This is a genomic window from Cryomorpha ignava (genome assembly GCF_010686655.1).
Taxonomy (GTDB): domain Bacteria; phylum Bacteroidota; class Bacteroidia; order Flavobacteriales_D; family Cryomorphaceae; genus Cryomorpha; species Cryomorpha ignava.
The window spans coordinates 39736-66520 of sequence record NZ_JAAGVY010000027.1 but is presented as its reverse complement, the minus strand read 5'-3'; the positions used below and the strand labels follow the sequence as shown (position 1 = coordinate 66520).

The window sequence follows — 26785 nt, the reverse complement described above, 5'->3', positions numbered from 1 at the left end:
ATAGTCTACCAAAGCATATAGAAAGGATTCTTTACTATTGTAGCTATGAACATAGGAAAGACAGGACAAATCATATAGAACGCCTAATAACAGGGAGTTCTTAAGTACACGCTAATTCCTTTAGGGGGTGGGGGCGCGCGTGGGCATTGGTAAAAAATATGTTACATTATTTTAGGGATAGATGCTTTTGGAAAAATTCTAACAATCTAACTTTACGTATGTATTATATGAGGCGAAAAAGTAACGAGCAAAAAAGATGTGTAAAGAAATTAGTTCAGGGATTACTTGCTTCGCTGCGTGAAAACGCTACGCTAAGTTGAGGGCGCGCGTGGCGAAAATTCGTTGGATTTATATGCTGATCCAAATAAGACCATAACAATTCTTAACAAAAAAGTAATTCACCCCCTAATCCTACTTATCCAAACTCCGCCACAAATAAAAACTCGCAACTGTCCTGTGGGGTTTCCAGATTTCAGAATGCTTTGAGAGCAAATCAAATTCTTGCTTCTCGCCATCAAAATAATGCCTTTCAACGGCTCTGCGAATTCCGAGATCGCCAACAGGGAAAATATCTTCGCGCAGCAGATTAAACATCATAAACATTTGAGCTGTCCAAACCCCGACTCCTTTTATATCAGTGAGCAATTTCACTACCTCTTCATTGGGCAATTCGTGTAAACGGCTGTAGGTATCTTCGTTTTGAATAAAAGCTTCGGCCAGTGCAGCCATATATTTTGTTTTTTGCCCCGATAAGCCGGCTGCACTGAAAATTTCGGGAGCAGTCTGAAGAATTCTTCCGGGACTAATGTCGTGATCAAGAGATTGAGAAAAACGCTTGTAAATGGTAGCGGCCGCCTTTACAGACAGCTGCTGTGAAACAATAGAATCTGCCAGGCTCTCAAAATTACTGCGTGGAACGGGCAGCTTTACTATACCGACTCTTTCTATTATTTCGCCCATTCCAGGATCAGCATCAGCGAGATATTCAGCGGCTTTTTTAATGTTCATATCTGATAAAAATCATTCTTATATATCTTTTTCGAACTTCTATCTTTGCCAGCTTATAATCTTACGAATTAAGACATGACATCAAAATCGAAAATGCCAAAAATAGCCTATTTCTGTATGGAATACGGCCTCGACGATAAATTGAAAACTTATGCTGGCGGGCTGGGCATTTTGGCCGGCGACTATATGAAAGGGGCCAAAGATCACGATTTTCCTATTGTGGGGCTGGGTATAAAATGGAAACAAGGCTACGGCGATCAACATATTGATAAAGACGGAATGCCTTTCGACTGCTACAAAAATCAGAATTACGACTTTTTGGAAGATACCGGAGTGGAAGTAACCGTAAAAATTCGCCAACGCGATGTAAAAATCAAAGTCTGGAAATGCGATAATTTTGGAAATGCACCCCTTTATCTTCTCGATACCGATGTACCCGGCAATGAAGACGGATGGATTACCGGGCAGCTTTACGGCTGGTTTGGCGAAGAGCGTATTGCACAGGAGATGGTACTGGGCGTAGGTGGTGTTCGCGCGTTGCGCGCTCTTGGAATAGATGTTGACCTTTACCACTTCAATGAAGGTCATGCCCTTTTTGCCGGGTTTGAACTTATCCGCGAAAAGCGTGATGAGGGAGATTCTTATCAGGAAGCTTTTGTGAAAAGTCGCGAAGAAATTGTTTTCACGACGCACACCCCTGTTATTCAAGGAAATGAATCTCACCCAATTGATCGCCTTATGTATATGGGCGCCAATATGGGCATGACCGTAGAGCAGCTAGTGGCAATGGGTGGAGCGCCTTTTAATATGACTGTTGGAGCTCTTCGCTTGTCTAAAAAAGCCAATGCTGTAGCTCAATTGCATGGCGAAACGGCAAATGAAATGTGGGATTATGTAGAAGGACGCGCAGAGATTGTCCCAATTACAAACGCGATTCACCGCCCTACCTGGGTTGATAAAGCTATGACCGATGCTGCAGAAAAAGGAGCTGACCTTTGGGTGCCACACATGAAAAACAAGCGCGACCTAATTGCATTTGTAAAAGAACGCACTGGCGCCGAGCTTAAAGAAGATGTATTAACCCTTGGATTTTCGCGCAGAGCCGTGCCTTACAAACGAGCCAACTTATTGTTTCGCGATCCCGAAGTAATTGATCCGCTTTTGCGCGACGGAAAATTGCAGATTGTATATTCCGGAAAGGCGCACCCACTGGATGATATGGGCAAGCAGCTGATTTTTGAAATCGTTGGCTTTAGCAAGAAATATCCAAACGCAGTAGTATATATTCCAAACTACGATATGGCTACGGGTGCTGCACTTACTCGCGGCTCTGATGTATGGCTTAACAATCCACGCCGTCCAAAAGAGGCAAGTGGAACTTCGGGAATGAAAGCGGCTATAAATGGCGTACTTAACTTTAGCACATTAGACGGTTGGTGGCCTGAAGCTTGCGACCACGGCGAAAACGGCTGGCAGTTTGGCGATGGCTTTATTGGCAAAACAGAAGCCGAACACGACAAGCACGATGGCGACGCTTTATATAAGGTTTTGCTCGAAGAAGTAATGCCTACTTACTACGACAATCATAAAAAATGGGTAGCTATGATGCAGCAGAGTATCATGGACTGCAAAGATGAATTTGCGGTACTTCGCATGCTTGAAGAATACTACGAAAAGCTCTATATCTAAAACCAATATTACATTTATTTCAGAAGGCTAATTTTCTATTTATTTAGAAGATTGGCCTTTTTTTTTATGGGATACATGTTTGCCGCGAATACGTTTTTTGACATTCTTGTTTCTATCCGGCAATTCACCTTCGCAACAAAAACACCTTCATTCGCGTAAGCAAACCACAAATTTTCTTAAAAATTTACAGTATGCCAACAATAGCTTTTTGGGGTAGCCGATCTGCTCAACGTTCAGAGCCAATAATAACTGATAGACGGTTTCAATTTAAGGTTGTGTCAAAAGTGACCATTCTCATGTCGGCGGGAGCATTATTATGGTCCATAGGCATGTTAGCTATAGGGGCTTATTCGCTTCTTACTGTACCGCTGTGCTATCTTGTAATTTCTGCCGCCAGTATGTATCTATGCAGCATTTCGCGTACAAGCACTGCAGGCTGCAATCTACAGATGTCGGTGAGCATAATTTTTCCTTGTCTTTTCCAAATTGTGGCTGGAGGAGCCATGGCTACAGGGGCAGTAATGATTTGGAGCCTGGTGGCTCTTTTTAGTATATCAGTATATGCAACTTCACGAGAGATAATAAAGTGGATAATATTTACACTTTTCGTTCTAGCCATCACCGTTGTTTACGAAAACACACCGCTATTTCACTTCGAGGTTATACTTGATCTGAATCCAATATATCTTCTCATTTTTAATAGCATAAGCACATACGGAGTTATTTTAGCTATAGGATACTTCTTTGTAGGAACTGTTGAAAAAACCAAAAGAAATTTAGGTAAAGCAGTACAAGAAGTAAATGAGCTGAATATGGTGCTTCAGGAGCGCAATGACGAACATCGCGAAGGCCTCGTACATGCGCGAGATATTCAAATGGCATTTCTAAAAAGCGAAGACCATTTGCGAACAATTTTCACAAAGCTGTTTTTACTGCGTGGACCGCGCGATTATGTAAGCGGCGATTTTATCTGGGCAGAGCAAAAAGGTGATTTCAAATACATTATAACCGGCGATTGCAGCAGCAAAGGCTCATCTCACGGCTTACTTACCATGCTTATGGTCTCTATAGCAGACCGAGTTCTACAAGAAAATGAATCAAGCGACCCGGGAGCTTTTCTCACAAAAATGAATATGAGTATTCACGACTCAAACAGCCTTGACCTAACAGGAATCAAACTCGATGTAAGACTTACTATACTAGTAGTGAATGCTAAAACAAATAAGGCCAAATTCGCAACAGCGGGTGGTGGTTTATTTGTTAAGAACGCTTTAAACGGCACGGTAAAAAAGCATGTTTTAAATACAAATGGAATTGGCTGCGGCGATTCTGAAGTGCACTTTTCATCAATGGATATTGACCTGGAAATCGGCGATATGGTCTATATGTTAACCGATGGATTTATGGATCAGGAGAATCAGACTGGCGAAAAGTTTGGCGAAGAACGCTTCCATGAGATACTAACTCATCTGGATACAGAATATTCGTTTATGCAAAAACGTGTTTTGGTAAAAGAGTTTCACCAATGGCAAGAAAAATGCGAGCAAACAGATGATGTACTTGTCTGTGGTTTTGAAATTGAAGACCCAAGCTTTGTGTACGAAGAAATAGATGAGCTGGAGATATACTCAGAGGCGAAAATGGATTCTGAACTCGATTAATGGATTGCGTCTGCCAACATAGGCAAATCTTAATATAAAAAAATCGTCGCTTTTAAATAAATAGCATTATAACTATACACCTTCTGGTATCGGTAAAAATCTATCGCTTTAGAACGAAATGAGAAGACCTATTCCATTTTGTGTAGATCCCAGTTTAAAAGATGGCACCTTATACTGACTTTGCACTAAACCACTATTGTACATTTCTACGGCGTTCATTGAGCGATTATTATAACCATTTGATAGCGGTATAATGCATAAAAGCACAGCACCACCCACTCCGGCAAGAATCCAATGTGGCTCCCCACCGCCTATAGCCGTACCAATAGGCCAACCTATTAAACCTCCACCAATAAAGCCAAGCACATTGGCAAAATCATAATTCTCCTTGGCCTTTTTCATTTCTTGATAAGCCTCGGGGTTCGATTCTGTAATCTTTAATAATTGCTTCGGCGTAAGGCGCATGCCATTCTGCTCAAAAACTCCTTTTTTGGCAGTTGGATCAATGGACTTAGTTTGTGCTGATACCGAAATTGAACTGAGAATAAAGAGAAGAAGTATTGTTAGGCCACAGGCTGATACTCGAAATTTCATCGCAGAATAGTTTTAATATTTCAGATAGCAAGTTATGGAAAAAAATAAAATCTGGTAACGTTGTATTGAGATTACACCACCTCACACTGTCCTGGCAGGTACACAACCGCTGGCACATAACCAAGCCCGGCGCTGGCTTTCATATTAAATTTACGCCAGTATCGATACACTGCTAAAAGATTCCATTTTGAATTAATAGGGTCGCGCTGCTGGATAAAAACCGTTATTGAATATTCGCCATCGATAAAAATACTATTGGGAATAGTGATTTTTAAATGATGCAGATCGCGGTCGTTTTTAATGGCTTCCTGAAACTGAAAGCTGTCGTAAATTCCAACAATCTTCAAATCCTTGTCGGTAATTTGCAATTTTATATGAAACCATTCAACATTGGGTTTTAACTTTAAATCGAGATCGATACGAATGGGATCGCGGTAATCTATGGCGGGCAATTTTCGCGACGGATCATCGGCATATTTCGCGGACGCGTAAACCTTCATATCTTCAATTGTCGCAAATTCATTGTACTCTACACGTTCTTTATCGCCGGCAAATAATCCAAAATACCGCTCTATTCCATCGGTAATGTTTTCGCCGTAATAATCTACCACGCCATTTTCCATAAGCAGCACCTTATTGGTAATATTGGCAATATGCGGCATCGAGTGACTCACAAAAATCACCGCTGCATCGCGCATAATCTCGTTTATCTTGTTAAACGATTTTATTTTAAATCCTGAATCGCCTACTGCCAAAACTTCATCGAGAATAAGCACATCAGGCTTCATATGCGCTGCCACAGAAAACCCCAACCGCACCTTCATTCCAGAGCTGTAATACTGAACAGGCGTATCTATAAATTTCTCCATTTCAGAAAAATCTATTATTTCTTCGAGCAGGCCGTCAATTTCTTTTTTGTTCAATCCAAGCACCGAGCCGTTGTTGTAAATATTTTCCCTCCCGGTAAGAATGGGGTTAAAGCCAGAACCAAGCTCAATCAAAGCACCAATGCGGCCATACATTTCAATACGGCCTTTGTCGGGTTTAATCAACCCATTGAGCATTTTGAGCAAGGTACTTTTTCCGGCTCCGTTACGACCTATAAGTCCTAGACATTCACCGCGCTTTAGCTCAAAATTAATATCTCTTACCGCCCAAAACTCTTTGTTGCGCAGCTGAATATCTTCTTCTTTCTTTTTACCAACAAATTCAGCACCAAGATCTTGCACACCATACCATAGACTGGTCTTCAGATCGCGACAAAACTTTTTTGCCAAATGCTCTACTCGTACAAGGGTATCTTCGGCCATAGCTTTTATGCGTTCATTCGTTCAATAAGTATAGGCAATGCCAGGCGATATGCTACAAACATAAAGGCCAAAAGCAAAAGGTTTATGGCATTAATAATAAAAAACTCGGGCAAGAAATCGCCCATCGAGCCGGTGAGCCAGCTACGCGCTGTTTCTATAAGCGGCGTAAGCGGATTTGCTCTGATTACATCGGCCATTCGCCCCTCTTTGGGAATGGCGTAGATAACCGGAGCGGTGTACATTAAAAACTGCATAATCAACGGCAAGCCTTTGCTGATATCTGTATAAAGTGTACTTATTGGCGTAAGCATCAAGCCAATGGTAGTACCTATAAGCACCATAGAAAGCATGGCCAGCGGAAACAAAAGCAAAGTATAGCCACCAAAATAACCCAAAAAGGCCAATGCGATTACCAAAATGACCGTTTTAATGCTTGCGTTAAAAAGCGATTGATAAACGGCTGACATGATTATGGCTTCACGCGGAAAATTCACCTTAGCCAATACCGATTTATTTTGGGTAGTAAGATTTATTGGCGACTGCATGCTCTCCAAAAACATAGCCCAAATCATAGTACCCGTAAATACGTAAATGGGATAAGGAAGGCTGGTAGATTCGCCCAGTTTAATGATTCCACTAGCGTTAAGCAGAATCCATGTAAGCGTATTGGCAATAGGAATGATAAATGCCCATAAAACACCGAGAAAACTTTGTCGGTACAAAGCCTTTATATCGCGAATGGTCAATCTTTTAGCAAGATCTTGACCTCTTTTGATATCTTGCAACATATCCTTTATCATTTTCCAGGGATGCTGGACATTTGACTGGGACGTATAGACGCGCTTTTCTAATTCGCTCATGTAAAATAGCTGGTTTTTGCCGGCGGCAAATATAGGCAGATAAATTGAGGTAAAGATGCCGTGTTATAAGGATACAAAAGCTTTGTGTGCCGGTTATTCACATTCTGCTATAAAAAGAAATAAAACAAAGTTTCAGGACTCAAAGCTCATGGCAAAACAGCATTTTTTTGATGCTACGCCACCGGGGTCAATTTCGCAAACTTCAGCAACAATTGCTTCTGCCCTACCGAAGGGAAAAACACAGTGGCCTTTTCATTAGGCGATTCGCCTTCCACATTTAATACTTTTCCTTTTCCAAATTTGGCGTGCACCACCTGGCTGCCGGCTACTATGGTGCCCGCCGCTGTAGCATTAGCAGTTGAAATATTCGGCACCTGGCTTACTCTTTTTAAATTAGGTGGCACAGTTGGTGCCGGCGATGCGGGTCGTTCATATTTTTCCTTCCGCTGAAAATTCCTACTATCACCACTGCTACCCATACCTTTCCATGGCGTTGCACCAAAACCAGAGTCACGCTCAAAAGGTGTTTCAAGTTTTTCTGGAGCTTCTATAAATTGCGGATCTATTTCTTCAATAAATCTACTTGGCTCAGAGTGGTTTAAAGTTCCATATCGATAGCGCGACAAGGCATACGTGAGCGTTGTTTTTTTCTCGGCACGCGTAAGGGCAACATAAAAAAGTCGACGTTCTTCTTCCAATTCACTTCTATCGCTTAGCGAAAGTTGAGATGGAAAAAGATTCTCTTCCATACCCACAATATACACGTGTGGAAACTCCAGCCCTTTTGAGGCATGAATGGTCATCAGACTCACTTTATCGTCATCATCATCATTTTGATCTGCATCAGTTAGCAAGGCTACATCTACCAAAAAGTCGGTAAGGTGCGGTTTCTCGCCATTAAATTCAGGAAGATTGCTTTCGCTAAATTCTTTAATACCATTTAATAGCTCCTGAATATTTTCAAAACGTGTAAGCCCTTCGGGGGTTTTATCGGCGTACAGCTCGCGAAGCAATCCTGTTGACTTTGCGATATGCTCTGCCATCGAAAAAGCATCGAGCGATTGCAATTGGGCGCCAAAACTTCTAATCATCGTTACAAAGTCGGCGAGTTTTTGCTTCGTACCGCTATTTACCTGAAGGGTATTAAGCCCATAAGAAATCACTTCCCAGAGGCTCGATTGGTTTTCGGCAGCTGCAATGGTTATTTTCTCCAAGGTTGTTTTTCCGATTCCGCGTGCCGGATAATTAATGACCCGCTTCAGCGATTCTTCATCTTTGGGATTTGCCGTAAGGCGGTAATAAGCCAGCAAATCTTTTATTTCCTTGCGCTGATAAAACGATTGTCCGCCATAGATACGGTAGGGAATATTGATTTTACGCAAAGCTTCCTCCATCGCCCGACTTTGAGAATTGGTGCGGTACAAAATGGCGAAACTTTTGTTAGAAAGTTGGTTATTGTTTCTATCGGTAAAGATGTCATTTGCCACAAAAAGACCTTCCTCATTGTCTGAAAGGGAGCGACTTACACGTATGATATCTCCATCTACATTGTCTGTCCAGACTTTTTTCTTAATCTGATCGCGGTTCTTTCCTATAACACTATTGGCAGCAGCGACTATAGTTTTTGTAGAGCGGTAATTTTGCTCCAGCTTAAAGAGTTTGTAATCGGGATAATCGTTTTTAAAATTGAGAATATTTTGAATATTCGCTCCGCGGAATCCATAAATACTCTGGGCATCATCGCCAACTACACAAAGGTTTTCATTAAGCGCGGCCAGTTTTTTTACGATAAGGTACTGGCTAAAATTCGTATCCTGGTACTCATCAACCAGCAGGTATTTAAACTTGTGTTGGTATTTGTGGAGCACTTCCGGAAAATCGCGCAATAAAACGTTGGTTTTATAAAGCAAATCGTCAAAATCCATTGCGCCAGATTTAAAAAGGCGCAAATTGTACTCATAATAAATCTCCACAATTTTTGTTCTGCCGCTCATCTCATCATCGCCCATTATTTCGGCATTCTCACGGTATGCTTTTGGCGAAATCAGATTGTTTTTCGCTTTGGAAATACGACTTTGTACAAAACCTACTTTATAGAGTTTATCATCAAGAGCCATTTCTTTAACGATGCTTTTGAGCAGACTTTTGCTATCAGCGCTGTCATAAATGGAAAAATTAGAGGGATAATTCAGCTTTTCTGCTTCTACACGCAGTATGCGGGCAAAGATGCTGTGGAAGGTTCCCATCCAGATATTTCTCGCCTCGGTTCCGCCTATTACTTTAGAAATACGCTCTTTCATTTCGCGTGCCGCCTTGTTGGTGAAGGTAAGCGAGAGAATATTAAAAGGATCGACCCCTTTATTGATAAGGTGGGCTATGCGATAGGTAAGCACGCGTGTTTTTCCCGATCCTGCGCCGGCTATAACCATGCATGGCCCTTCGGTATGCTCTACTGCCGCTCTTTGTGCAGGATTTAATTGATCTAAGTAATCCATTACCGCAAAAATAGGAAATCTACATGACGTTATGTCATTTCAATGCTGATGTTTTGAATGGTGTTTTTGGTTTTTGGCTTCCCATACGGGCTCCCTTTGGTCGTTGGGTTTTCAGACTTGCAAAATGAGGAATATGATTTGCAATAAAATCAGCGTAGCCTTAAGATTTCCTTTTGTCACATTGATTTTAAACAGACCATCTTATCCACGGTGAGATGAAAAACTTCTGGAAGCAGAGTTGATTTACGACTGAACGTTGAGCGGAAGACCGAAGCATAGAAAATGACTGCGGAGCGAACGGTTGAAAATATACTGGGCTAGCATTAAATATTTTCAGGTTGCATATTGCTTATTGCCAATTACCTGTCTCTTATTGACTATTGCGAATTGCCTATTGCCTATTGCTCATTGCCGCCCTTGTGCATTCCTCTCGGCGAAAAGCCTCGTCGGATGCAGGAAAGGGAGTTTACCTTAAGGTATAATAAAAATTAGAATCTAATTGGAAGGATTTGAGTAGTAATTAAGATCGTTATTGAAAATTGCTTATTGCTTATTGCCAATTGCTTATTGCCTATTGCAAATTGCCTATTGATTATTAGTAAACTAAACCACCTGATAAAGCACAGCGGCATAAGCAAAAAAACGCACAAACCTAAAAAGCCCCAGAATGAGCAAAGCTTTAAGCGAATATTTAAGCATTCCAGCGCCTAAACACATAGTGCTGTAGGGCAATGGAAGCAATGCTGCAATAACTATAATAAGACCGCCCCAGCTGCGCAGCATTTTAAATTGGGAGGCAAATTTAACATTGATAATAGCACTTACTTTTTCTATGGCACCGAGTTTTATACCCATATAATATGCTACCAGGCCTGCACTATAACTAAGCGCCGCGAGCAGTAAAACTACCGCATAAGGGTTAGTAAACTGCTTAGCCCAGACTATAAATAAATCAGGCGGTACAAGACCTAAAATTGTTTCACTTACAAAAAATACCGCAAGAACTATTTCATGAGAAACAATTAGTGAGTACTTTGCGAAGTAAAATGAAATGCCGGGAGTAAACCTTTCAAAAAGAATTAAGCCCAGCAAAATAACACCCATTAGGATACCAAACTTAATTGATACCTGTTTTAAAAAGGTGTAAAAACCCTTACGGTGATAAAAGAAATGATAACGCTTAATTGAATTCCACATAAAACTACCTTAGCAAGACTTTAACGGTTTTTGCGAATACAAAGTTATAGTACTTAATTTGAATTGTAAACACATAAGTAGTTAATTATTTGAATCCTGATTCTCAACACAATGAAACTCACATTTTCACTCATTTTTGTTCTATTTGCCCTTTCGGGAAATGTATTTGGCCAGACCATAAATCGCCCTGCAATTGTCATTCACGGTGGTGCCGGTACTATAGAACGTCATTTGCTTTCAGATAGTTTAGAAACCATTATTCGAACAGCGCTTCAAGATGCGCTAAATGCCGGATATGCCGTATTAGAAAATGGAGGTACTGCTGTAGATGCTGTAGAAGCAACCATAACGCTATTGGAAAATTGCCCCGAGTTTAATGCCGGAAAGGGCGCCGTAATGACAGATGTTGGCACCCACGAGCTTGATGCCTCAATAATGGATGGATCAGACCTGAACGCCGGTGCGGTGGCCGGAGTTAAAACCGTAAAAAGTCCGATTCTCGCCGCGCGAACAGTTATGGTGCGCTCACCTCACGTAATGCTGGCAGGCGAGGGCGCAGAAGAATTTGCCAAACAAGAAGGTCTTGAGATGGTAGATAATACTTACTTCACCACGCCCCGTATCCAAAAAAGATGGGACGAATCGCATAAGGGAGAAGGTAGCAATGTACCGAAATCAAAATTTTCGAAATTTGGAACCGTGGGCTGCGTAGCATTAGATAAAGATGGGAATATTGCAGCCGGAACGTCTACCGGTGGTATGATGAATAAGAAATACGGCCGCATTGGCGACAGCCCAATTATTGGCGCCGGAACCTATGCCGACAATGAAACATGTGGCGTGTCGTGTACCGGTCACGGCGAGTATTTTATTCGCATTGGCGTAGCGAAAGAAATTTCTGACCAGATGAAATTTGGTAAAAAAACCCTAAAAGAAGCAGCAGAATATACGGTTAATGAACACCTTAGCGGAATGAATGCCCAAGGTGGAATTATCGCCATGGACAAGGACGGAAATTTTGAATTGGTTTTTAACACTCCGGGAATGTATCGCGGATACAAAAATGCAACTGACGAAAAAGTCATGATTTATGGCGATGAGTAAAACGGTTTTAGTTTTACTGATTTTAATTCATTCCTGCGCCCAATCCCCGAAAGGCTCTGATAATAGTGAAAATGGAGAGGCAACGTGTATAGCATTAAGCGAAACTGAATCAACAAACGGTTTAACTTATTACCATATGGTGCCCCTTTCGGGGAAAATCTGCTCGTGGTATCCCAATGGAAATAAACACACTGAAACAGCTGTTATCGAGGGCAAGAAAGAAGGCATTTGGACAGTTTATTTTGAAAATGGGCAGCCTGAAAAAACAGGAAGTATTTTAAATGGAGAGGATGATGGTGAATACAAAGAGTACTATAAAAATGGACAGCTGAAATACGATTACACTTATAAAAACGGAAGCAAAGAAGGCGTTTGGAAATCGTGGTACGAAGGAGGTGGAAAATATACTGAACGTAATTTTAGCGAGAATACTTTAGATGGAAAAGTATTGGTTTGGGACGAGCAAGGCAGGCTTGCAAAAGAGTACGATTACGTAAATGGTACCCTGATAAAGCAGCAAATGCACTTTAAGGAGTGGGAATGAAACCCACTTTTTAAAAGCTCAAATAGAATAACCGAAAAACAAAATTGATAGAACCTACTCTAAACTTTTGTTTTAATACTCGCCACATGCTGCCGGTACAAATAAAGTGCTATACCGTCTGAAAGTCCGATTTTTGGAACAGACATCTTGTCAATTTTAGCAACATTCAAAATCGTGGTAAATATCTCACCTGCTGGTACAATTACATCTGCACGGTCTGGCCTAAGTCGAAGTTTTTCAATGCGTTGCTTAAATGGCATCGCCTTAATTTCGGCATGAAGTTTTTCGAGTTGGTCACGGGTCATCAGCTCGCCATATCCCAGCTTACTCATTTTAAATAATCTGTTGATATTTCCTCCTGTACCTATGGCAGTTACATTGGTTTCGTTGGCTGTAATTTTAGCAACCCACTGTCGCATTTCGTCCCAAAGTTTTGGTTTTACCTTTCCCTTTAAAATCCGTACTGTTCCTATTTTAAAAGAACGCGCACTAATACGTTTGCCGTGCTTAAGCAATGTTATTTCGGTGCTACCACCCCCAACATCTATGTAAAGGTAGTTTTGCATGGGGTCAAGTTTCTGTGTCTTAAAAGTCGAAAATATCATATTGGCCTCGGTGTGGCCATTTATGAGTTCAATATTAATTCCCGAATATTCGTGTACTTTCTCTATAACCTCTTCAGCATTATCCGCTTCGCGCATGGCAGATGTAGCACATGCCCTGAAATCTTTTACGTTATATACATCAATTAAATAACGGAAGGCTTTCATTGTTTTCGCCAATGCCTTTGCCTTGCTGCTCGTAATTTTTCCGGTATCAAATACCGATGCCCCCAAACGAATGGGTACGCGGGTAAGCGATAGTTTCTTAATCGATAAATCTTTTTCGGTTTCAATTACATCTGCAATAAGCAAACGCACTGCATTGGAACCTATGTCTATAGCGGCAAACCTCAAAACGCTTCCCCCATTGTCTTTAATTTTTCTTCTATCAAGGCTATTTTTGCCAAAGCGTCTGCCTCTTTTGTTTTCTCAACTTGTACGACCTGATCTGGAGCATTGTTTACAAAACGTTCATTCGAAAGTTTTTGCTGAACAGCTTTCAAAAATCCGCGGGTGTACCCAAGCTCTTCGCGCATTTTGACCACTTGCGCTTCCACATCCACCTCTTCGCCGTAAGGCACTGCATATTCTGCTCGTCCCAGTACAAATGTGAATGCTTCGGCGGGCATTTCGGTATTGCGGTGACAAGTATCAATATTGGCGAGCTTTTTTAGCAATGGATAAAAAACGCTATCAGCTTCTTCATCGTCGCGTATGAAAAGATCAACTGCAACTTTATTGGGAATATTGTTTTGTTTTCTAATGTTTCTTACATGGGTTATAAGCTCAGTTGCCCGCGTAAACCCATCTATAAAAGTAGAGTCGTATGCTGTAATCAATGGCCAACGTGCTACTACCACTCGGTCTTGTGGCGAATTTCGCTCATCGAGCAAATCCCATATTTCTTCGGTAATAAAAGGTGTAAGTGGATGCAAGAGTTTAAGGAGGGTTTCAAAATGATTTACCACCCGACCGAGCGTGTGCGAATCAATAGTCTCGCCATAGTTTGGTTTTACCGCTTCAAGATACCAACTGCAGAAGTCGTTCCAGGCAAATTTATAACACGTCATTACCACATCCGAAATACGGAATTTTGAATAATGTTCGTTTATCTCTTCCACTATCTGGCTCATCCTATTGTCCATCCAATTTAAGGCGAGGTTTGCCACTTCAGGAGCCGGTTTATCTTCAGGTGTCCAGCTTTTTAAAAGCCTTAGAGCATTCCATATTTTATTAGAAAAGTTTCGCCCCTGCTCACAAAGCGATTCGTCAAAAAGCAAATCATTGCCGGCAGGCGAAGCAAAGAGCATTCCCATACGTACACCATCGGCACCGTATTGCTCCATCAGCTTAATTGGGTCAGGAGAATTTCCAAGCGATTTGCTCATTTTTCGACCTTGCTGATCGCGCACAATTCCTGTGTAATACACGTTTTCAAACGGCTTCTTGCCACGGTACTCGTATCCGGCAATAATCATTCGCGCCACCCAGAAAAACATAATTTCGGGAGCCGTAACCAAATCATTGGTCGGATAATAATAATCTATTTCTTCGTCAGAATAAAAGCCATTGAAAACCGAAATTGGCCAAAGCCATGACGAAAACCACGTATCGAGTACATCATCGTCTTGTTTTAAATGTTCGGGATTAACTACTTTTCCCAGAGCATTTAATCTTTCCATGGCATCTTCGCGGCTGGTAGCGATAATAAAATCGGCTTCGCCCTCACCAAAATAAAATGCGGGAATGCGATGGCCCCACCAAAGCTGACGTGAAATACACCAGTCTTTTACATTTTCCATCCAGTGGCGGTACGAATTTTTAAACTTTGGCGGCCAAAACTTTACATCGTCATTCATGACGTGCTCTAGCCCCGGCTTGCTAAACTCTTCCATTTTCACAAACCACTGTAGCGAGATGCGCGGCTCTATGGGTACATCTGTGCGCTCAGAATATCCTACCTTGTTTTTATAAGACTCTTCTTTAATCAGGTTGCCCGATTCTTTGAGATCCTTGGTTATTTTCTTGCGTACTTCAAAGCGGTCTTCGCCAATGTAAAATTGAGCTGCCTCGCTCATGGTACCGTCAGCATTTAGCACATCAATTGTTTCGAGATCGTGCTTTTTACCCAAATCATAATCATTGGTATCGTGCGCAGGCGTGATTTTCAAACAGCCCGTACCAAACTCCATATCAACGTACTCATCAGCAATAATCGGAACTTCCCGATTTACAAGAGGCACAATTGCTTTTTTCCCATGCAAATGGGTAAACCGCTCATCTTTAGGGTTTACACAAATGGCAGTATCGCCCAAAATGGTTTCAGGACGTGTAGTTGCAATCGTTACGTACTCATTATCGCTTCCAACTATTTTATATTGAACATAATAGAGTTTAGAATCTACTTCTTTGTGAATTACCTCTTCATCGCTAAGGGCCGTTTTTGCAGAAGGATCCCAGTTTACCATGCGCTTTCCGCGATAGATCAACCCCTTTTGATACAAATCAATAAAGGTATCTATTACGCTCCGCGAATAATCGGGATCCATTGTAAACGATTCTCGCTCCCAGTCGCAGCTGGCACCGAGCTTTTTGAGCTGTTCCAGAATTATACCGCCGTGCTTGTTTTTCCATTCCCAGGCATGGGTCATAAACTCATCGCGGCTCAAATCGCTCTTTTTAATTCCTTCGGCACGTAGTTTTTGCACTACCTTGGCTTCCGTGGCGATAGATGCATGATCAACACCCGGAACCCAGCAAGCATTTTTGCCTTCCATGCGCGCTTTGCGAACCAAAATATCCTGGATGGTATTGTTGAGCATATGGCCCATATGCAATACGCCAGTAACATTTGGCGGTGGAATTACGACAGTATAGGGCTCTCTATCGTCTGGAACAGAATTAAAATATCTGTGCTCGATCCAATACTTATACCATTTAGATTCAAGTTGTGAAGGGTTGTAAACTTTAGCTATTTCCATATGAGGGTGAAGGTAGAACGTCAAAATCCGTGCAAATTTAGAAAAATGCAGCGAGGGAAGGATATTTATAATGCATGTTAAAGTTTTGTTAAGGAATAGAACATAACATTCCCTGTTGCGTACTTTTATCTCATCAAAACAAAACTAAATAAAATGAAAAATCTATTCTTATCTATCGCCATGGTCGCTTTGGCTGCATTGTCAGGCTTTTCTCAAGAAGCAAAACCTGTAACCGGTGGACCACAACTTACTGTTGACAAAGAAGTACATGACTACGGAACTATTAAGCAAGGTGGAAATGGTACATCTGAGTTCAAACTTACTAATAATGGTACTGAGCCGCTAATTATCTCTCGTGCTAAAGGATCTTGTGGATGTACAGTTCCAGAATGGCCAAAAGAACCAATTATGCCTGGTGCTTCTGCAGTAATGTCAGTAAAATACGATACAAAACGAGTTGGACCGATTAATAAATCTGTTACAATCTCTTCTAATGCAACAAATGCAGAATCAAAGGTAGTACGCATTAAAGGTAATGTAATTGCTTCTGAAAATGCCGGCGATGCTCCGGTAAAAAAGGAAACAATGGCTCCTATGACTAACTAAAATATTGGTTTAGTATTAAGTGTGAAAAAGAACCGCATCGGTGGCGAAAGCTGCCGATGCGGTTTTTTATTGTCCTTATTTCTGTTAATATCTTGTGGTTTGAGTAAGCGCTGATGCCTATTCGCCTAAAAAAAAGTACTTTTAGCAGCTATTTAATTAAAAATCTAAATATGAAAGCTGTCTTTCTCCTCGCTCTATTTACTCTTACTTTTACTTTTCAATCCCTATCACAAAACATAAACAAATCATCTACCAGTCGCGATAATGATGTATTGTGGTCTGAAGATTTCAGCAATGGATTTGATGGCACAGATGGTAGCTGGACTTTTGGCCTCATCCATGGTGAGCTTTGGTTTAAAACGGCTGCCGGCCAATATAATTCGTCAGCGCCTCTTCCAAATGCCAGCCCTTTGTATGGCCAACACATTCCATTGTTCTTTGAAAATACGGCTTTAATTAGTTCGCCTACCCGCTTTAATGGAATAGCAATGCTTGACGCTGATAGATTTAATTCTACCGCTACACCAACTTTTCCTGAAGGCACGGCTACTACAAATCCTATTTTTTCAATTTTAGAATCGCCTCCTATTAATCTTACCGGCAATCCATTTTCAACATTGACGTTTTACACTTTTTCAAAAATTTGCTGCTCAAATTTTTCTGGATTTGTGAAAGTAGAGTTTAGCACCAATGGTGGAAATAGCTGGACAGATCTCGGCTTTGAAAGCCAGCTCGAATTCCCGCTTGAGGAGCCAAATGATCAGAGCATGACTTTTAACCTCTCTTCATTATTGGCGGGAGTGAGCGATATCTCAGATTGCCGCATCAGGTATCGTTGGAATGGAGGTAACTCTCATTTTTTCTGGATGCTCGATGATATTAAAATAGAAGCACTGCCCGAAAATGACCTCGTGGCAGGCAAAACCTTTTACAACGAGTACTTCACGAAAATCAGCGATTTTGAAACAAATCAGATCTCTCCTCTGGCGTATTACCGAAGTCTGGAATACGAGGGACAGCCCGACTATTTTGCCAGCAAGCTTAATTTTGCCGCAGAGGTAACAAATGCTGGTTCTACAACTCAAAACAATGTCATATTAACCGTTTCTGTAATTATTCCCGGCGGCGATATTCCTGAAACTTTTTCATCACAGCCCATTAACTTAGCACCGGGAGTTACAGATACGATTCAACTCGACGAGATCGCTTTCAATGAAATTGCTTCGCCCATCCTTCCCGGCGAATATGTTTTTTATTATATCCTAAGTCAGGATAACGAAGACGCCATTCCTGAAGACAATCTGGGAGAAACTAGAAGTGTTTTTATTACCGATGATTTCAATCTTCCGGGTGCGGTTATTCAAAATGGCCGTGAGGTATACGAAAGCACTCTGACAGACGTAGCCGAAGATGTTATTTTAGGTACCGTTTATGCCTTTCCAGAACCAACAGGGCCAGATGAATACAAAATAATAACCGGTATAGAAACAGTTTTTCTTTATGACCAAGAGGTGGCCGAAACTGAAGTTAATCAATTGGTTTATTTCAATTTAAGGAGTGGGTCTGTACTAAAGGAAACAAATAACCCCTCCACTTTTACGTCTGTTTTCTATGATTCAGAAGAACCGGTATTCTACGATGATACCTCGCTGGAACACATTATAACCCAAGATAACTTGTGGAATCCGGATGACGGCAACGAATTTAACTGGACATCATTTGAATTCCCCTACCCGATTCTGGTCAACCCTTCTGATATTTATCAGGCAGAAATGCGCGTACCAGTCGCTCCTGTTGGAATTGTTTATCAACCCGTAGGAGTTACAGAAGAACCGTATGGATCTGTGCGTTATGATTTTAACATCGGAAACTGGGAAGCACTAGGCGACACTGCAAATGGTGTTGGAATAATATTGCCAATACGCCTGATAACGCAAACAGCAGTGGGCTTAGAAAAAGTAAGTTCAAAAAATGGATTGGAACTGGTTCAAAACTATCCAAATCCTTTTCACGATGAAACCACAATACAGTTTCGAACCAATAAAACATCACAAATAGAATTACAAGTAAGAGACTTAACCGGAAAGCTGGTTTTCAGCAGAAATATGGGTATTACGTCTGCGGGAATTCCACGCACCTACAATTTTCAGCGCGGTGATTTAGCGGCCGGCATATACACCTATACCGTTATTAGTGATGAGTTTCAGCTTTCGCGAAAGCTAACGGTGGAATAGAACACACCTTGAAAATGTCGAAACAATGAATTTTTCCAGTACAACGGAAAAATTAGTACTAATATTTCCGATATAACGGAAAATTTCATACTTTTAGGGTATGCAAGTGATTGATAGACTTTTAAAACGAAGGCTGGAAAAACAGCTTTTTAAGGGAAAAGTTCTGGTTATAACCGGCGCCAGACAAGTTGGCAAAACCACACTACTTCAAGACTTATTTCAAAACAAAACGGAAATGCTTTGGCTAAATGCCGATGAACAAGCCCTGCGTGAGAGATTGACGAACCCTTCGCTTCAGAGTTTAAAAGCTGTGATTGGAAATTACAAACTAGTCGTAATAGATGAAGTTCAAAGAATTGTAAATCCAGGGCTGCTGCTCAAATTACTTGTCGATAACTTCAAAGGAGTTCAGTTTGTGGCAACGGGTTCGTCTGCTTTAGACATTTCAGAAACAGTATTTGAACCACTCACCGGGCGTCAGTTTCTTTTTCACCTTTACCCACTCGCAATGGCCGAAATGTACCCCGGAAAATCAGCATTTGAATGGGAACAAGCACTGCCTTTTCATCTTGTTTTTGGTTCTTATCCAGATGTGGTAAACCATAAGCCAGATGCCGAAATGATTTTAAACAACTTGAGCGATCAATATCTTTACAAAGATGTTTTGGTATGGAAAGACATTCGCAAACCCCAGCTTTTAGAATCACTTTTAAAACTTCTTGCCTATCAGGTATGTTCGGAAGTATCTTTCCATGAATTGGCCAACACCTTAAAAGTGAAAGCTGAAACCATAGAAAACTACGTTGATCTCTTAGAAAAAGCATTCGTTATTTTCAGACTTAACGCATACAGTAAGAATCCGCGAAAAGAAGTTTCGAAAATGTCAAAAGTCTATTTTTGGGACAATGGTGTTCGAAATGCTGTGATCAACGACTTCAATCCGCTGGAACTGCGAAACGACCACGGCAAACTTTGGGAGAATTTCATCGTCTCAGAACGGATGAAAATGAAGGCTTATAAAGATGAGCGTATGAATAGTTATTTTTGGAGAAACTACAACCAAAGCGAAGTTGATTATCTGGAAGAGTTTAAAAACGAACTATATGGTTTTGAAATGAAATGGAACAGAAATAAGGAGCATAAAATTACGCGTGCCTTTACAAATGCTTATCCCGATGCTATTACTGAGATTATAACTCCGCTCGAATTTCAAGAGTTTATTAATGTGTGATCTGATCTATGTTAAATACACGATCATTAGTAATTCTGATCTATATTTAGTTACATGAACTCGCGATTTAAATGAGTAACCCGAAATAAAATACGAATCACGATTATAAGAGCAGCTCTCAAATCATACTCAAGCAAAACCCCTTCATTCATTGGCTTTCTCTTTTTTAATTTATCGAGAACTAGATTTAAACCTAACCGGGGATGCTACAAAACCTATACTTATACAACCAATTCATTTTTATTTCGTCCAGTCAAACGTAAAAAAAAGTTAATTAATTTTTCTTATATTGCTTGCATCAATCTCTTATAACCTTCCCATGAAAAAGCTTTACTTCTTTATTGCCGCTATCTTAACAATGCAATATGCATCGGCTCAATTATTCGTAAACAACCTTAACCATACCCCACAAGAATTAGTCGAGGCTATTTTTAATGGGGACAATGTGGACATCACCAATGTTACTTTTTCAGGTGACAGCACTCAATTTTCATTTTTTCAAAATAATAACTCCGTAATTCCTATTGATTCCGGGCTTGTAATGGTAACTGGAAGTGCGCAGTCTATCGTTGGTGAATTTGGCGGTTTTTTAACCAATACAATAGTAAATGACCCCGACCTTATGACCATATCTGGACAGAATATAAATGATGCTGCCATAGTGGAATTTGACATAACGGTGTACGCCGATACCTTGAGCTTCTTTTATTCCTTTGCCAGTGATGAATATGCTAGCTTTACTTGCTCTCAGTTTAATGATCCATTTGCTTTGCTTATTAGCGGCCCAGGCATAAGTGGTCCATTTTCAAATAATTCAATTAATCTGGCAATAATTCCCGAGTCTCAGATTCCCGTATCCATAAACACACTTAACTCTGGTCAATCGAGCAATCCAGGCAATGCAAGTATTTGTGAAGATGCAAATCCAAATTGGATTGATGATTCAATTTACTTTATACCCAACAATCCGCCCCAAGATAATTTTGTGATGAATGGCCTCACAGTGACCTTAGAAGCCAAAACAACTGTGACCTTTGGCGAAACCTACCATATTAAATTGGCAATTGGTGACGCCTTGGACGGTGCCTTTGATAGCGCTGTTTTCTTAGAAGCCAAAGCTGAGCTTGGCCCATGCCTAGACTGGGGTTCCCTGAGCGGAAAAGTATTTGAAGATGCCAACAACAATGACACTGCAGAGACAAATGAATTACGTTTTGCCGACAAATTAATTCAAGGCCAGAGCGCAGGCTCCTATGCGTTTACCAATGAAAATGGCCATTACAGCTTGTGCGAGCCACTTTTGCAGGGAGATATTTCCTTGGTTGAAGTGCCGAATTATTATTCTATTGTAACCAACCCCGTCCCTTTTCAATTTGACGCGGCAGGTGGTAGTGAAACGGCTAACTTTATTCTAAATTCATTGGGTAGCTTTTCAGATTTGACTGTGCATTCCGTTCATGCCACTTCTTCGCCGGCGCCGGGCTTTGAGCATAGAATTTATTATAATTTCAAAAATGAAGGTACTGTATGCATCACCGATAGCGATATTGACATAAGCGTGGATACAAACCTTGCCTACATTGGTTCAGATCTTGTGGGAATTGTTGAAAATACCAATTCCTTATCATACAATCTGGATGAAATTTGCCCACAGGAAAATTTCACTTTTTATGTTGATTATTTAGTGAACCAAACTGCCATATTGGATTCCTCCATTGTCACCAATGTTTCAATATCATTTGATGGTAGTGATGAGACACCATTAAACAATTCTTTTGTTTATACCGAAATAATTATAGGCTCTTTTGACCCGAATGACAAGCAGGTAAGTGATGCGTTTATTGTTCCGCAGTTTATCACAGAAAGCAAAAAACTCGATTACACCATTCGCTTTATGAATACCGGAACTGCAGAAGCTCACAACGTTAAAATTGAGGATGTTTTACCAATTGATCAGCTCGACATGTCCACGATGCAATTTGTTGCCACCTCGCATCAAGGTTATGATCTGGAATTTAATACTGATACCTTAACGGTGCTTTTCGAAAACATAATGCTGCCCGATAGCGGTGCCGACTTTTTGGGAAGTCAGGGATTTATTTCCTTTAGAATTGCACCTTATTCCAATATGCAGGTGAACGAATCTATACTCAACGAAGCGGCAATTTTCTTTGATTTTAACGAGCCGATAATCACCAATATGGTAAGTACAACTTTAATAGTGCCAACCGCAATAGAAGATCACGCCAAAACCCGTTTTACAATATATCCCAACCCCAATAACACGGGAGTAGTAAATATTATTGCAGAAAACCACTTTACGGAACTGCGCTTTTACAATATGCTGGGTGCCTTGGTAAAGTCTCAACGAGTCTCTGGGAATAGGGTGAATGCCGATGTGTCGAATTTAGATACTGGGGTTTACTTTATTCAATTGATTGGTGATGACGAAAATAGCCTTGGCGTGCAGAAATTTGTGAAATATTGATTTGAAAACGGAAAAATAGCGATCCAAATTTCAATCTTATATAGAACAATCGAAAAAGGTTTTGTAAAAGACTCGGACTCACTGTAAATTAAGAAGTTTAGGAATTAAACACAAATATCGTCTCAACGCTTATGCGTAAGCTTTTGATGAAATTATTACGCCACTTGAATTTCAGGGGTTCATTGATGTGTGACCCAACACTATTTGAGATAACCATGAAAAAAATGTATAAATTTGAAGTTAAAGCACAAAATCATGACGGACATTCAATTGTATGCGAAATTGGCTGAATTGCCTTCAAGTTTGAAAGCTGAAGTATCAGATTTTATAGATTATTTGAAATTCAGGTCAAAAAAGAAAGATAAACAAAACAGCAAGAGAATAGCTGGTAAAGCCAAGGGACTTATTGCGATGAAAGATAATTTTGATGATCCAATTGAAGGTTTTGACCCTTATTTGAAATGAATTTACTACTGGATACCCATACCTTAATTTGGTTTATAACCGATAATGAAAAGTTGCCCCAAAAGACCAAAACGATTATTGAGAATAAAGAGAACCGCTGTTTTGTGAGCATTGCCACTTACTGGGAAATAGGAATCAAAAATTCGATAGGAAGGCTTGACTTAAAATCTGATTTGAAGACCATTTTCAATATAATTGAAGAAACAGGATTTGATGCAATCCCTGTAACAACGAACCACATATTGAGAAATGCAAGTTTACCATTTCACCATCAAGATCCATTTGATCGGATTATTATTGCTCAGGCTATGAGTGAAAAAATGATAATTGTGACAAAAGATAGTCAAATTGAAAATTACGACACACCAACGGTTTGGGAAAAATAGGCAATGAAGAACTATAATATTTGAGCAGTTAACTAAAATAGTTGGATGAGTTCATAGACTACAAGTACTGCAGGCTTGGCAAAGAAAACGCTACGACTTTGAAACAAAAGCAACGTCTTTTATTATGGATGAAATGATCAAGGGAGCCCGGTAGAAACGGGCATAATGTCAAGAAGCTTTTTTTTGAAATGATTGTCACATAGAAAACAAGCCCATTCTGCACTTACCATTAACTAAAGTAACAATTCCTAAAAACCGCCATATTACATTTTAACAGTAAAGGTATGCGTGCATACCTTTTTTATTTATATCTTTACGAGAATGAAACCTGAAGAAACCATTGATTTTCACCTTAGGTGGCTGTGGCAGAAGATTATGCGACTGTATAATGTAGAAGCTGCCAAGTTTACTGGTACCATGTCGGTAGGCTATATTTTGCTAAACATCGACAAAGAAGGCACGCCGAGCACCAAGCTCGGCCCAAAAATGGGCATTGAATCGCGCAGCCTTACGCGCACTTTGAAAACAATGGAAGAAAAAGGGCTTATAAGCAGAACCCAGTCTGAAAATGATGGCCGACTAGTTCTGATACATTTAACCGAAGAGGGTAAAAAATACCGCGATACGTCACGCGAAGTGGTTTTGCGCCTTAATGCTTACCTTCAAAGTAATATTGAGCCAGAGAAATTGAAAACTTTTTTTGAAGTCGCTACTCAAATGAATGAATTACTTGAAGAAAAGACCATATTTTCTGATAAAAAAATGAGAACCCGATAAAATAAAGAATATACCATGAGCAAGAGAAAAATTGAAAAAGTAGCAGTTCTTGGATCCGGAGTTATGGGATCGCGAATTGCCTGCCATTTTGCCAATATTGGCGTACAGGTTTTGCTTTTAGACATTGTGCCGCGAGAGCTAAACGATAAAGAAAAAAGTGCTGGAATGGATATGGAAAATCCGAAAGTGCGAAACAGAATCGTAAATGATTCGCTTCAAGCGGCACTCAAAAGCAACCCATCTCCTATTTACGATAAGAAATTTGCGAGCCGAATAGAAACAGGAAACTTTGATGATGACATGAAGCGCATTGGCGAAGTTGACTGGATTATAGAAGTGGTTGTAGAGCGCCTTGATATTAAGAAACAGGTTTTCGAAAACGTAGAAAAGCATCGCAAGGAAGGTACCTTGATTACATCTAATACATCGGGTATTCCTATTCACTTGATGAGCGAAGGCCGCAGCGAAGATTTCCAAAACCATTTCTGTGGAACCCACTTTTTTAATCCACCGCGATATTTGCGTCTGATGGAGATAATTCCAGGCCCGAAAACAGACGAAAAAGTAATTGACTTTTTGATGGAATACGGGTCTCGTTTTCTTGGAAAAGAAACAGTGCTTTGTAAAGATACCCCAGCTTTTATCGCCAACCGCGTAGGCGTTTATTCCATTATGGAGATTTTCCATTTGGTGAAAGAGCTTGGACTTTCGGTAGAAGATATTGATAAGCTAACCGGGCCAGTTATTGGTCATGCCAAATCTGCAACTTTTAGAACAGCCGATGTGGTTGGTCTTGACACGCTTGTGCACGTTGCAAATGGGGTAAAAGACAATTGTAAAGATGATGAGCGAAATGCAGTCTTTGCCATTCCAGATTACGTTCAGAAAATGGTTGACAACAAATGGCTTGGTAGCAAATCTGACCAGGGCTTTTATAAGAAAGTGAAAGGCGAAGGTGGTAAATCTGATATTTTATCGCTCAACCTGGAAACTTTGGAATATGGCGAGCAGAAAAAAACAACATTCCCTACTTTGGAAATGACCAAGGCAGAATCAAATCTGGCCAAGCGACTACCAATGCTTTATGGTGGCCAAGATAAAGCGGGTGAGTTTTACCGCAAATCGTTCAACGGTTTGTTTAGCTATGTTTCCTTCCGCATTCCAGAAATAACAGACGAACTTTATAAAATCGATGCTGGTTTACGTGCCGGTTTTGGCTGGAAAATGGGTCCTTTTGAAAAATGGGACGCCATTGGGGTGAAAAAAGTCATGAAAAACATGGAAGAAGCCGGCTTAAAAGTTAATAGCTGGGTTAAAGAGATGCTTGACTCCGGAAAAGAAAGCTTTTATAAAATTGAAAAAGGAACGAAATATTTCTACGATATCCCTTCTAAAACTTATAAAGAAGTTCCAACGCTTGAAGGTCAGATTTTCCTTGACAATATTACTGAAGAAGGTATAATCTGGAAAAACTCTGGCGTAACAATCAAAGACCTTGGCGATGGAATAATCAACGTTGAATTCCACACCAAAATGAATACCATTGGTGGCGACGTATTAGAGGGACTCAACAAAGCAGTTGATTTGGCGGAAGCCGAATACAAAGGAATGGTTGTTTCGAATACAGGCGACAATTTTAGCGCTGGAGCCAACGTGGGAATGATTTTCATGATGGCTGCAGAGCAGGAATACGACGAGTTGGAATTTGCCATACGCTCATTTCAAAACACAATGATGCGTATGCGCTATTCAAGCATTCCGGTTGTGGCTGCACCACACCAAATGGCGCTTGGTGGCGGTTGCGAGCTATGTTTGCACGCCGATAAAGTAATTGCTCATGCAGAGCTGTACATGGGATTGGTTGAATTTGGCGTTGGCGTTATCCCAGGTGGTGGCGGAACCAAAGAGTTCGCTATGCGAGCAGGTGACGCCATGCACGATGGAGATATTAGAATAAACACTTTTAGAAACCGGTTTTTGACAGTCGGTCAAGCCAAGGTTTCTACTTCGGCTTACGAAGCATTTGATTTGGGTTACCTAAGAGAAGGCATTGACGAGGTGGTTGTAAACCGCGATGATCAGTTGGCTTACGCCAAACAGGCGGCACTTTTGCTTGCGCAAAAAGGATATACGAAGCCAATCAAACGTAAAGATGTGAAAGTGCTTGGAAAAGAAGCTCTTGGAATCGTTTACGTAGGTGCAAACAGCATGAAATCTGGACATTATATTTCAGAGCACGATCAGCTTATTAGCGAGAAGCTTGGATTTGTTATGGCTGGTGGAGACTTATCTGAAATTACCGAAGTGAGTGAAGATTACTTGCTTGGACTTGAAAGACGTGCCTTTGTAGAACTGTGTCAGGAGCGTAAAACCTTGGAGAGATTACAATCTATGGTGCAGAAAGGGAAGGTGTTGAGGAATTGATATTGGTTTTTAGTTCTTGGTGTTTGGTTTTTGGAAGACTTACTTCAATGCAAATATTGAACTTCAAAAAATAGAAATCTTTAGAATGTGATTATTGAAATTGAGAATGGTTTTTGGTTTTTGGTGCTT

The 26785-nt window shown here is 40.6% G+C and carries 20 protein-coding genes; 12 read left to right on the top strand and 8 right to left on the bottom strand.

Going from position 1 to position 26785, the window contains the following annotated elements; all coding sequences use genetic code 11:
• Positions 1 to 411: 411 nt before the first annotated feature.
• Complete coding sequence (locus tag G3O08_RS13565; protein WP_163285923.1) at positions 412 to 1008, bottom strand: DNA-3-methyladenine glycosylase family protein; 597 nt, start codon at positions 1006 to 1008, stop codon at positions 412 to 414.
• Positions 1009 to 1083: 75 nt separating this feature from the next.
• On the opposite strand from G3O08_RS13565, the gene glgP reads away from it, so the two are divergent.
• Both glgP and G3O08_RS13555 read left to right on the top strand, forming a co-directional pair.
• Complete coding sequence (glgP, locus tag G3O08_RS13560) at positions 1084 to 2697, top strand: alpha-glucan family phosphorylase (protein ID WP_163285922.1); 1614 nt, start codon at positions 1084 to 1086, stop codon at positions 2695 to 2697.
• A 191-nt stretch (positions 2698 to 2888) separates the two neighbouring features.
• On the top strand, positions 2889 to 4358 hold the full coding sequence (locus tag G3O08_RS13555; RefSeq protein WP_163285921.1) for a PP2C family protein-serine/threonine phosphatase: 1470 nt from the start codon (positions 2889 to 2891) through the stop codon (positions 4356 to 4358).
• Between the two features lie 108 nt (positions 4359 to 4466).
• On the opposite strand, the gene G3O08_RS13550 is transcribed toward G3O08_RS13555, so the two are convergent.
• The 5 genes from G3O08_RS13550 to G3O08_RS13530 form a co-directional block, all read right to left on the bottom strand.
• Positions 4467 to 4952: a hypothetical protein gene (locus tag G3O08_RS13550; RefSeq protein WP_163285920.1), complete on the bottom strand. Its 486-nt coding sequence runs from the start codon at positions 4950 to 4952 to the stop codon at positions 4467 to 4469.
• Between the two features lie 71 nt (positions 4953 to 5023).
• The gene (locus G3O08_RS13545; protein WP_163285919.1) at positions 5024 to 6262 is read right to left on the bottom strand and encodes an ABC transporter ATP-binding protein; all 1239 of its coding nucleotides are present in this window, start codon (positions 6260 to 6262) and stop codon (positions 5024 to 5026) included.
• 5 nt (positions 6263 to 6267) lie between these two features.
• Positions 6268 to 7122, bottom strand: a complete 855-nt coding sequence (locus tag G3O08_RS13540; RefSeq protein WP_163285918.1) for an ABC transporter permease — start codon at positions 7120 to 7122, stop codon at positions 6268 to 6270.
• 173 nt (positions 7123 to 7295) lie between these two features.
• Positions 7296 to 9617 carry an ATP-dependent helicase gene (locus tag G3O08_RS13535; protein ID WP_163285917.1) on the bottom strand — a complete coding sequence of 774 codons (2322 nt, stop codon included), beginning with the start codon at positions 9615 to 9617 and terminating at the stop codon, positions 7296 to 7298.
• Between the two features lie 603 nt (positions 9618 to 10220).
• Positions 10221 to 10814: a YqaA family protein gene (locus G3O08_RS13530; protein ID WP_163285916.1), complete on the bottom strand. Its 594-nt coding sequence runs from the start codon at positions 10812 to 10814 to the stop codon at positions 10221 to 10223.
• Between the two features lie 111 nt (positions 10815 to 10925).
• On the opposite strand from G3O08_RS13530, the gene G3O08_RS13525 reads away from it, so the two are divergent.
• Positions 10926 to 11918, top strand: coding sequence for an isoaspartyl peptidase/L-asparaginase family protein (locus tag G3O08_RS13525; RefSeq protein WP_163285915.1), 993 nt, complete (start codon positions 10926 to 10928; stop codon positions 11916 to 11918).
• Complete coding sequence (locus G3O08_RS13520; protein WP_163285914.1) at positions 11911 to 12462, top strand: toxin-antitoxin system YwqK family antitoxin; 552 nt, start codon at positions 11911 to 11913, stop codon at positions 12460 to 12462. Before G3O08_RS13525 ends, G3O08_RS13520 begins: the two co-directional genes overlap by 8 nt.
• Positions 12463 to 12521: 59 nt before the next feature.
• On the opposite strand, the gene G3O08_RS13515 is transcribed toward G3O08_RS13520, so the two are convergent.
• Together G3O08_RS13515 and G3O08_RS13510 are read right to left on the bottom strand one after the other, a co-directional pair.
• Positions 12522 to 13418, bottom strand: coding sequence for a Ppx/GppA phosphatase family protein (locus G3O08_RS13515; RefSeq protein ID WP_163285913.1), 897 nt, complete (start codon positions 13416 to 13418; stop codon positions 12522 to 12524).
• Positions 13415 to 16045: a valine--tRNA ligase gene (locus tag G3O08_RS13510; RefSeq protein ID WP_163285912.1), complete on the bottom strand. Its 2631-nt coding sequence runs from the start codon at positions 16043 to 16045 to the stop codon at positions 13415 to 13417. Before G3O08_RS13510 ends, G3O08_RS13515 begins: the two co-directional genes overlap by 4 nt.
• A gap of 153 nt (positions 16046 to 16198) precedes the next feature.
• On the opposite strand from G3O08_RS13510, the gene G3O08_RS13505 reads away from it, so the two are divergent.
• From G3O08_RS13505 to G3O08_RS13470, 8 genes are all read left to right on the top strand, one after another.
• Positions 16199 to 16651, top strand: a complete 453-nt coding sequence (locus G3O08_RS13505) for a DUF1573 domain-containing protein (RefSeq protein ID WP_163285911.1) — start codon at positions 16199 to 16201, stop codon at positions 16649 to 16651.
• A gap of 170 nt (positions 16652 to 16821) precedes the next feature.
• Positions 16822 to 18885 carry a T9SS type A sorting domain-containing protein gene (locus tag G3O08_RS13500; protein ID WP_163285910.1) on the top strand — a complete coding sequence of 688 codons (2064 nt, stop codon included), beginning with the start codon at positions 16822 to 16824 and terminating at the stop codon, positions 18883 to 18885.
• A 100-nt stretch (positions 18886 to 18985) separates the two neighbouring features.
• Positions 18986 to 20116 carry an ATP-binding protein gene (locus G3O08_RS13495; protein ID WP_163285909.1) on the top strand — a complete coding sequence of 377 codons (1131 nt, stop codon included), beginning with the start codon at positions 18986 to 18988 and terminating at the stop codon, positions 20114 to 20116.
• A gap of 319 nt (positions 20117 to 20435) precedes the next feature.
• On the top strand, positions 20436 to 22604 hold the full coding sequence (locus G3O08_RS13490) for a choice-of-anchor L domain-containing protein (RefSeq protein WP_163285908.1): 2169 nt from the start codon (positions 20436 to 20438) through the stop codon (positions 22602 to 22604).
• 255 nt (positions 22605 to 22859) lie between these two features.
• Positions 22860 to 23069 carry a type II toxin-antitoxin system VapB family antitoxin gene (vapB, locus tag G3O08_RS13485; protein WP_163285907.1) on the top strand — a complete coding sequence of 70 codons (210 nt, stop codon included), beginning with the start codon at positions 22860 to 22862 and terminating at the stop codon, positions 23067 to 23069.
• On the top strand, positions 23066 to 23455 hold the full coding sequence (locus tag G3O08_RS13480) for a type II toxin-antitoxin system VapC family toxin (protein WP_163285906.1): 390 nt from the start codon (positions 23066 to 23068) through the stop codon (positions 23453 to 23455). Before vapB ends, G3O08_RS13480 begins: the two co-directional genes overlap by 4 nt.
• Before the next feature lie 321 nt (positions 23456 to 23776).
• Positions 23777 to 24232 (top strand): MarR family winged helix-turn-helix transcriptional regulator, encoded by a 456-nt coding sequence (locus G3O08_RS13475; RefSeq protein ID WP_163285905.1) that lies wholly within the window; start codon positions 23777 to 23779, stop codon positions 24230 to 24232.
• Positions 24233 to 24247: 15 nt separating this feature from the next.
• Positions 24248 to 26656: a 3-hydroxyacyl-CoA dehydrogenase/enoyl-CoA hydratase family protein gene (locus G3O08_RS13470; RefSeq protein ID WP_163285904.1), complete on the top strand. Its 2409-nt coding sequence runs from the start codon at positions 24248 to 24250 to the stop codon at positions 26654 to 26656.
• Positions 26657 to 26785 lie beyond the last annotated feature (129 nt).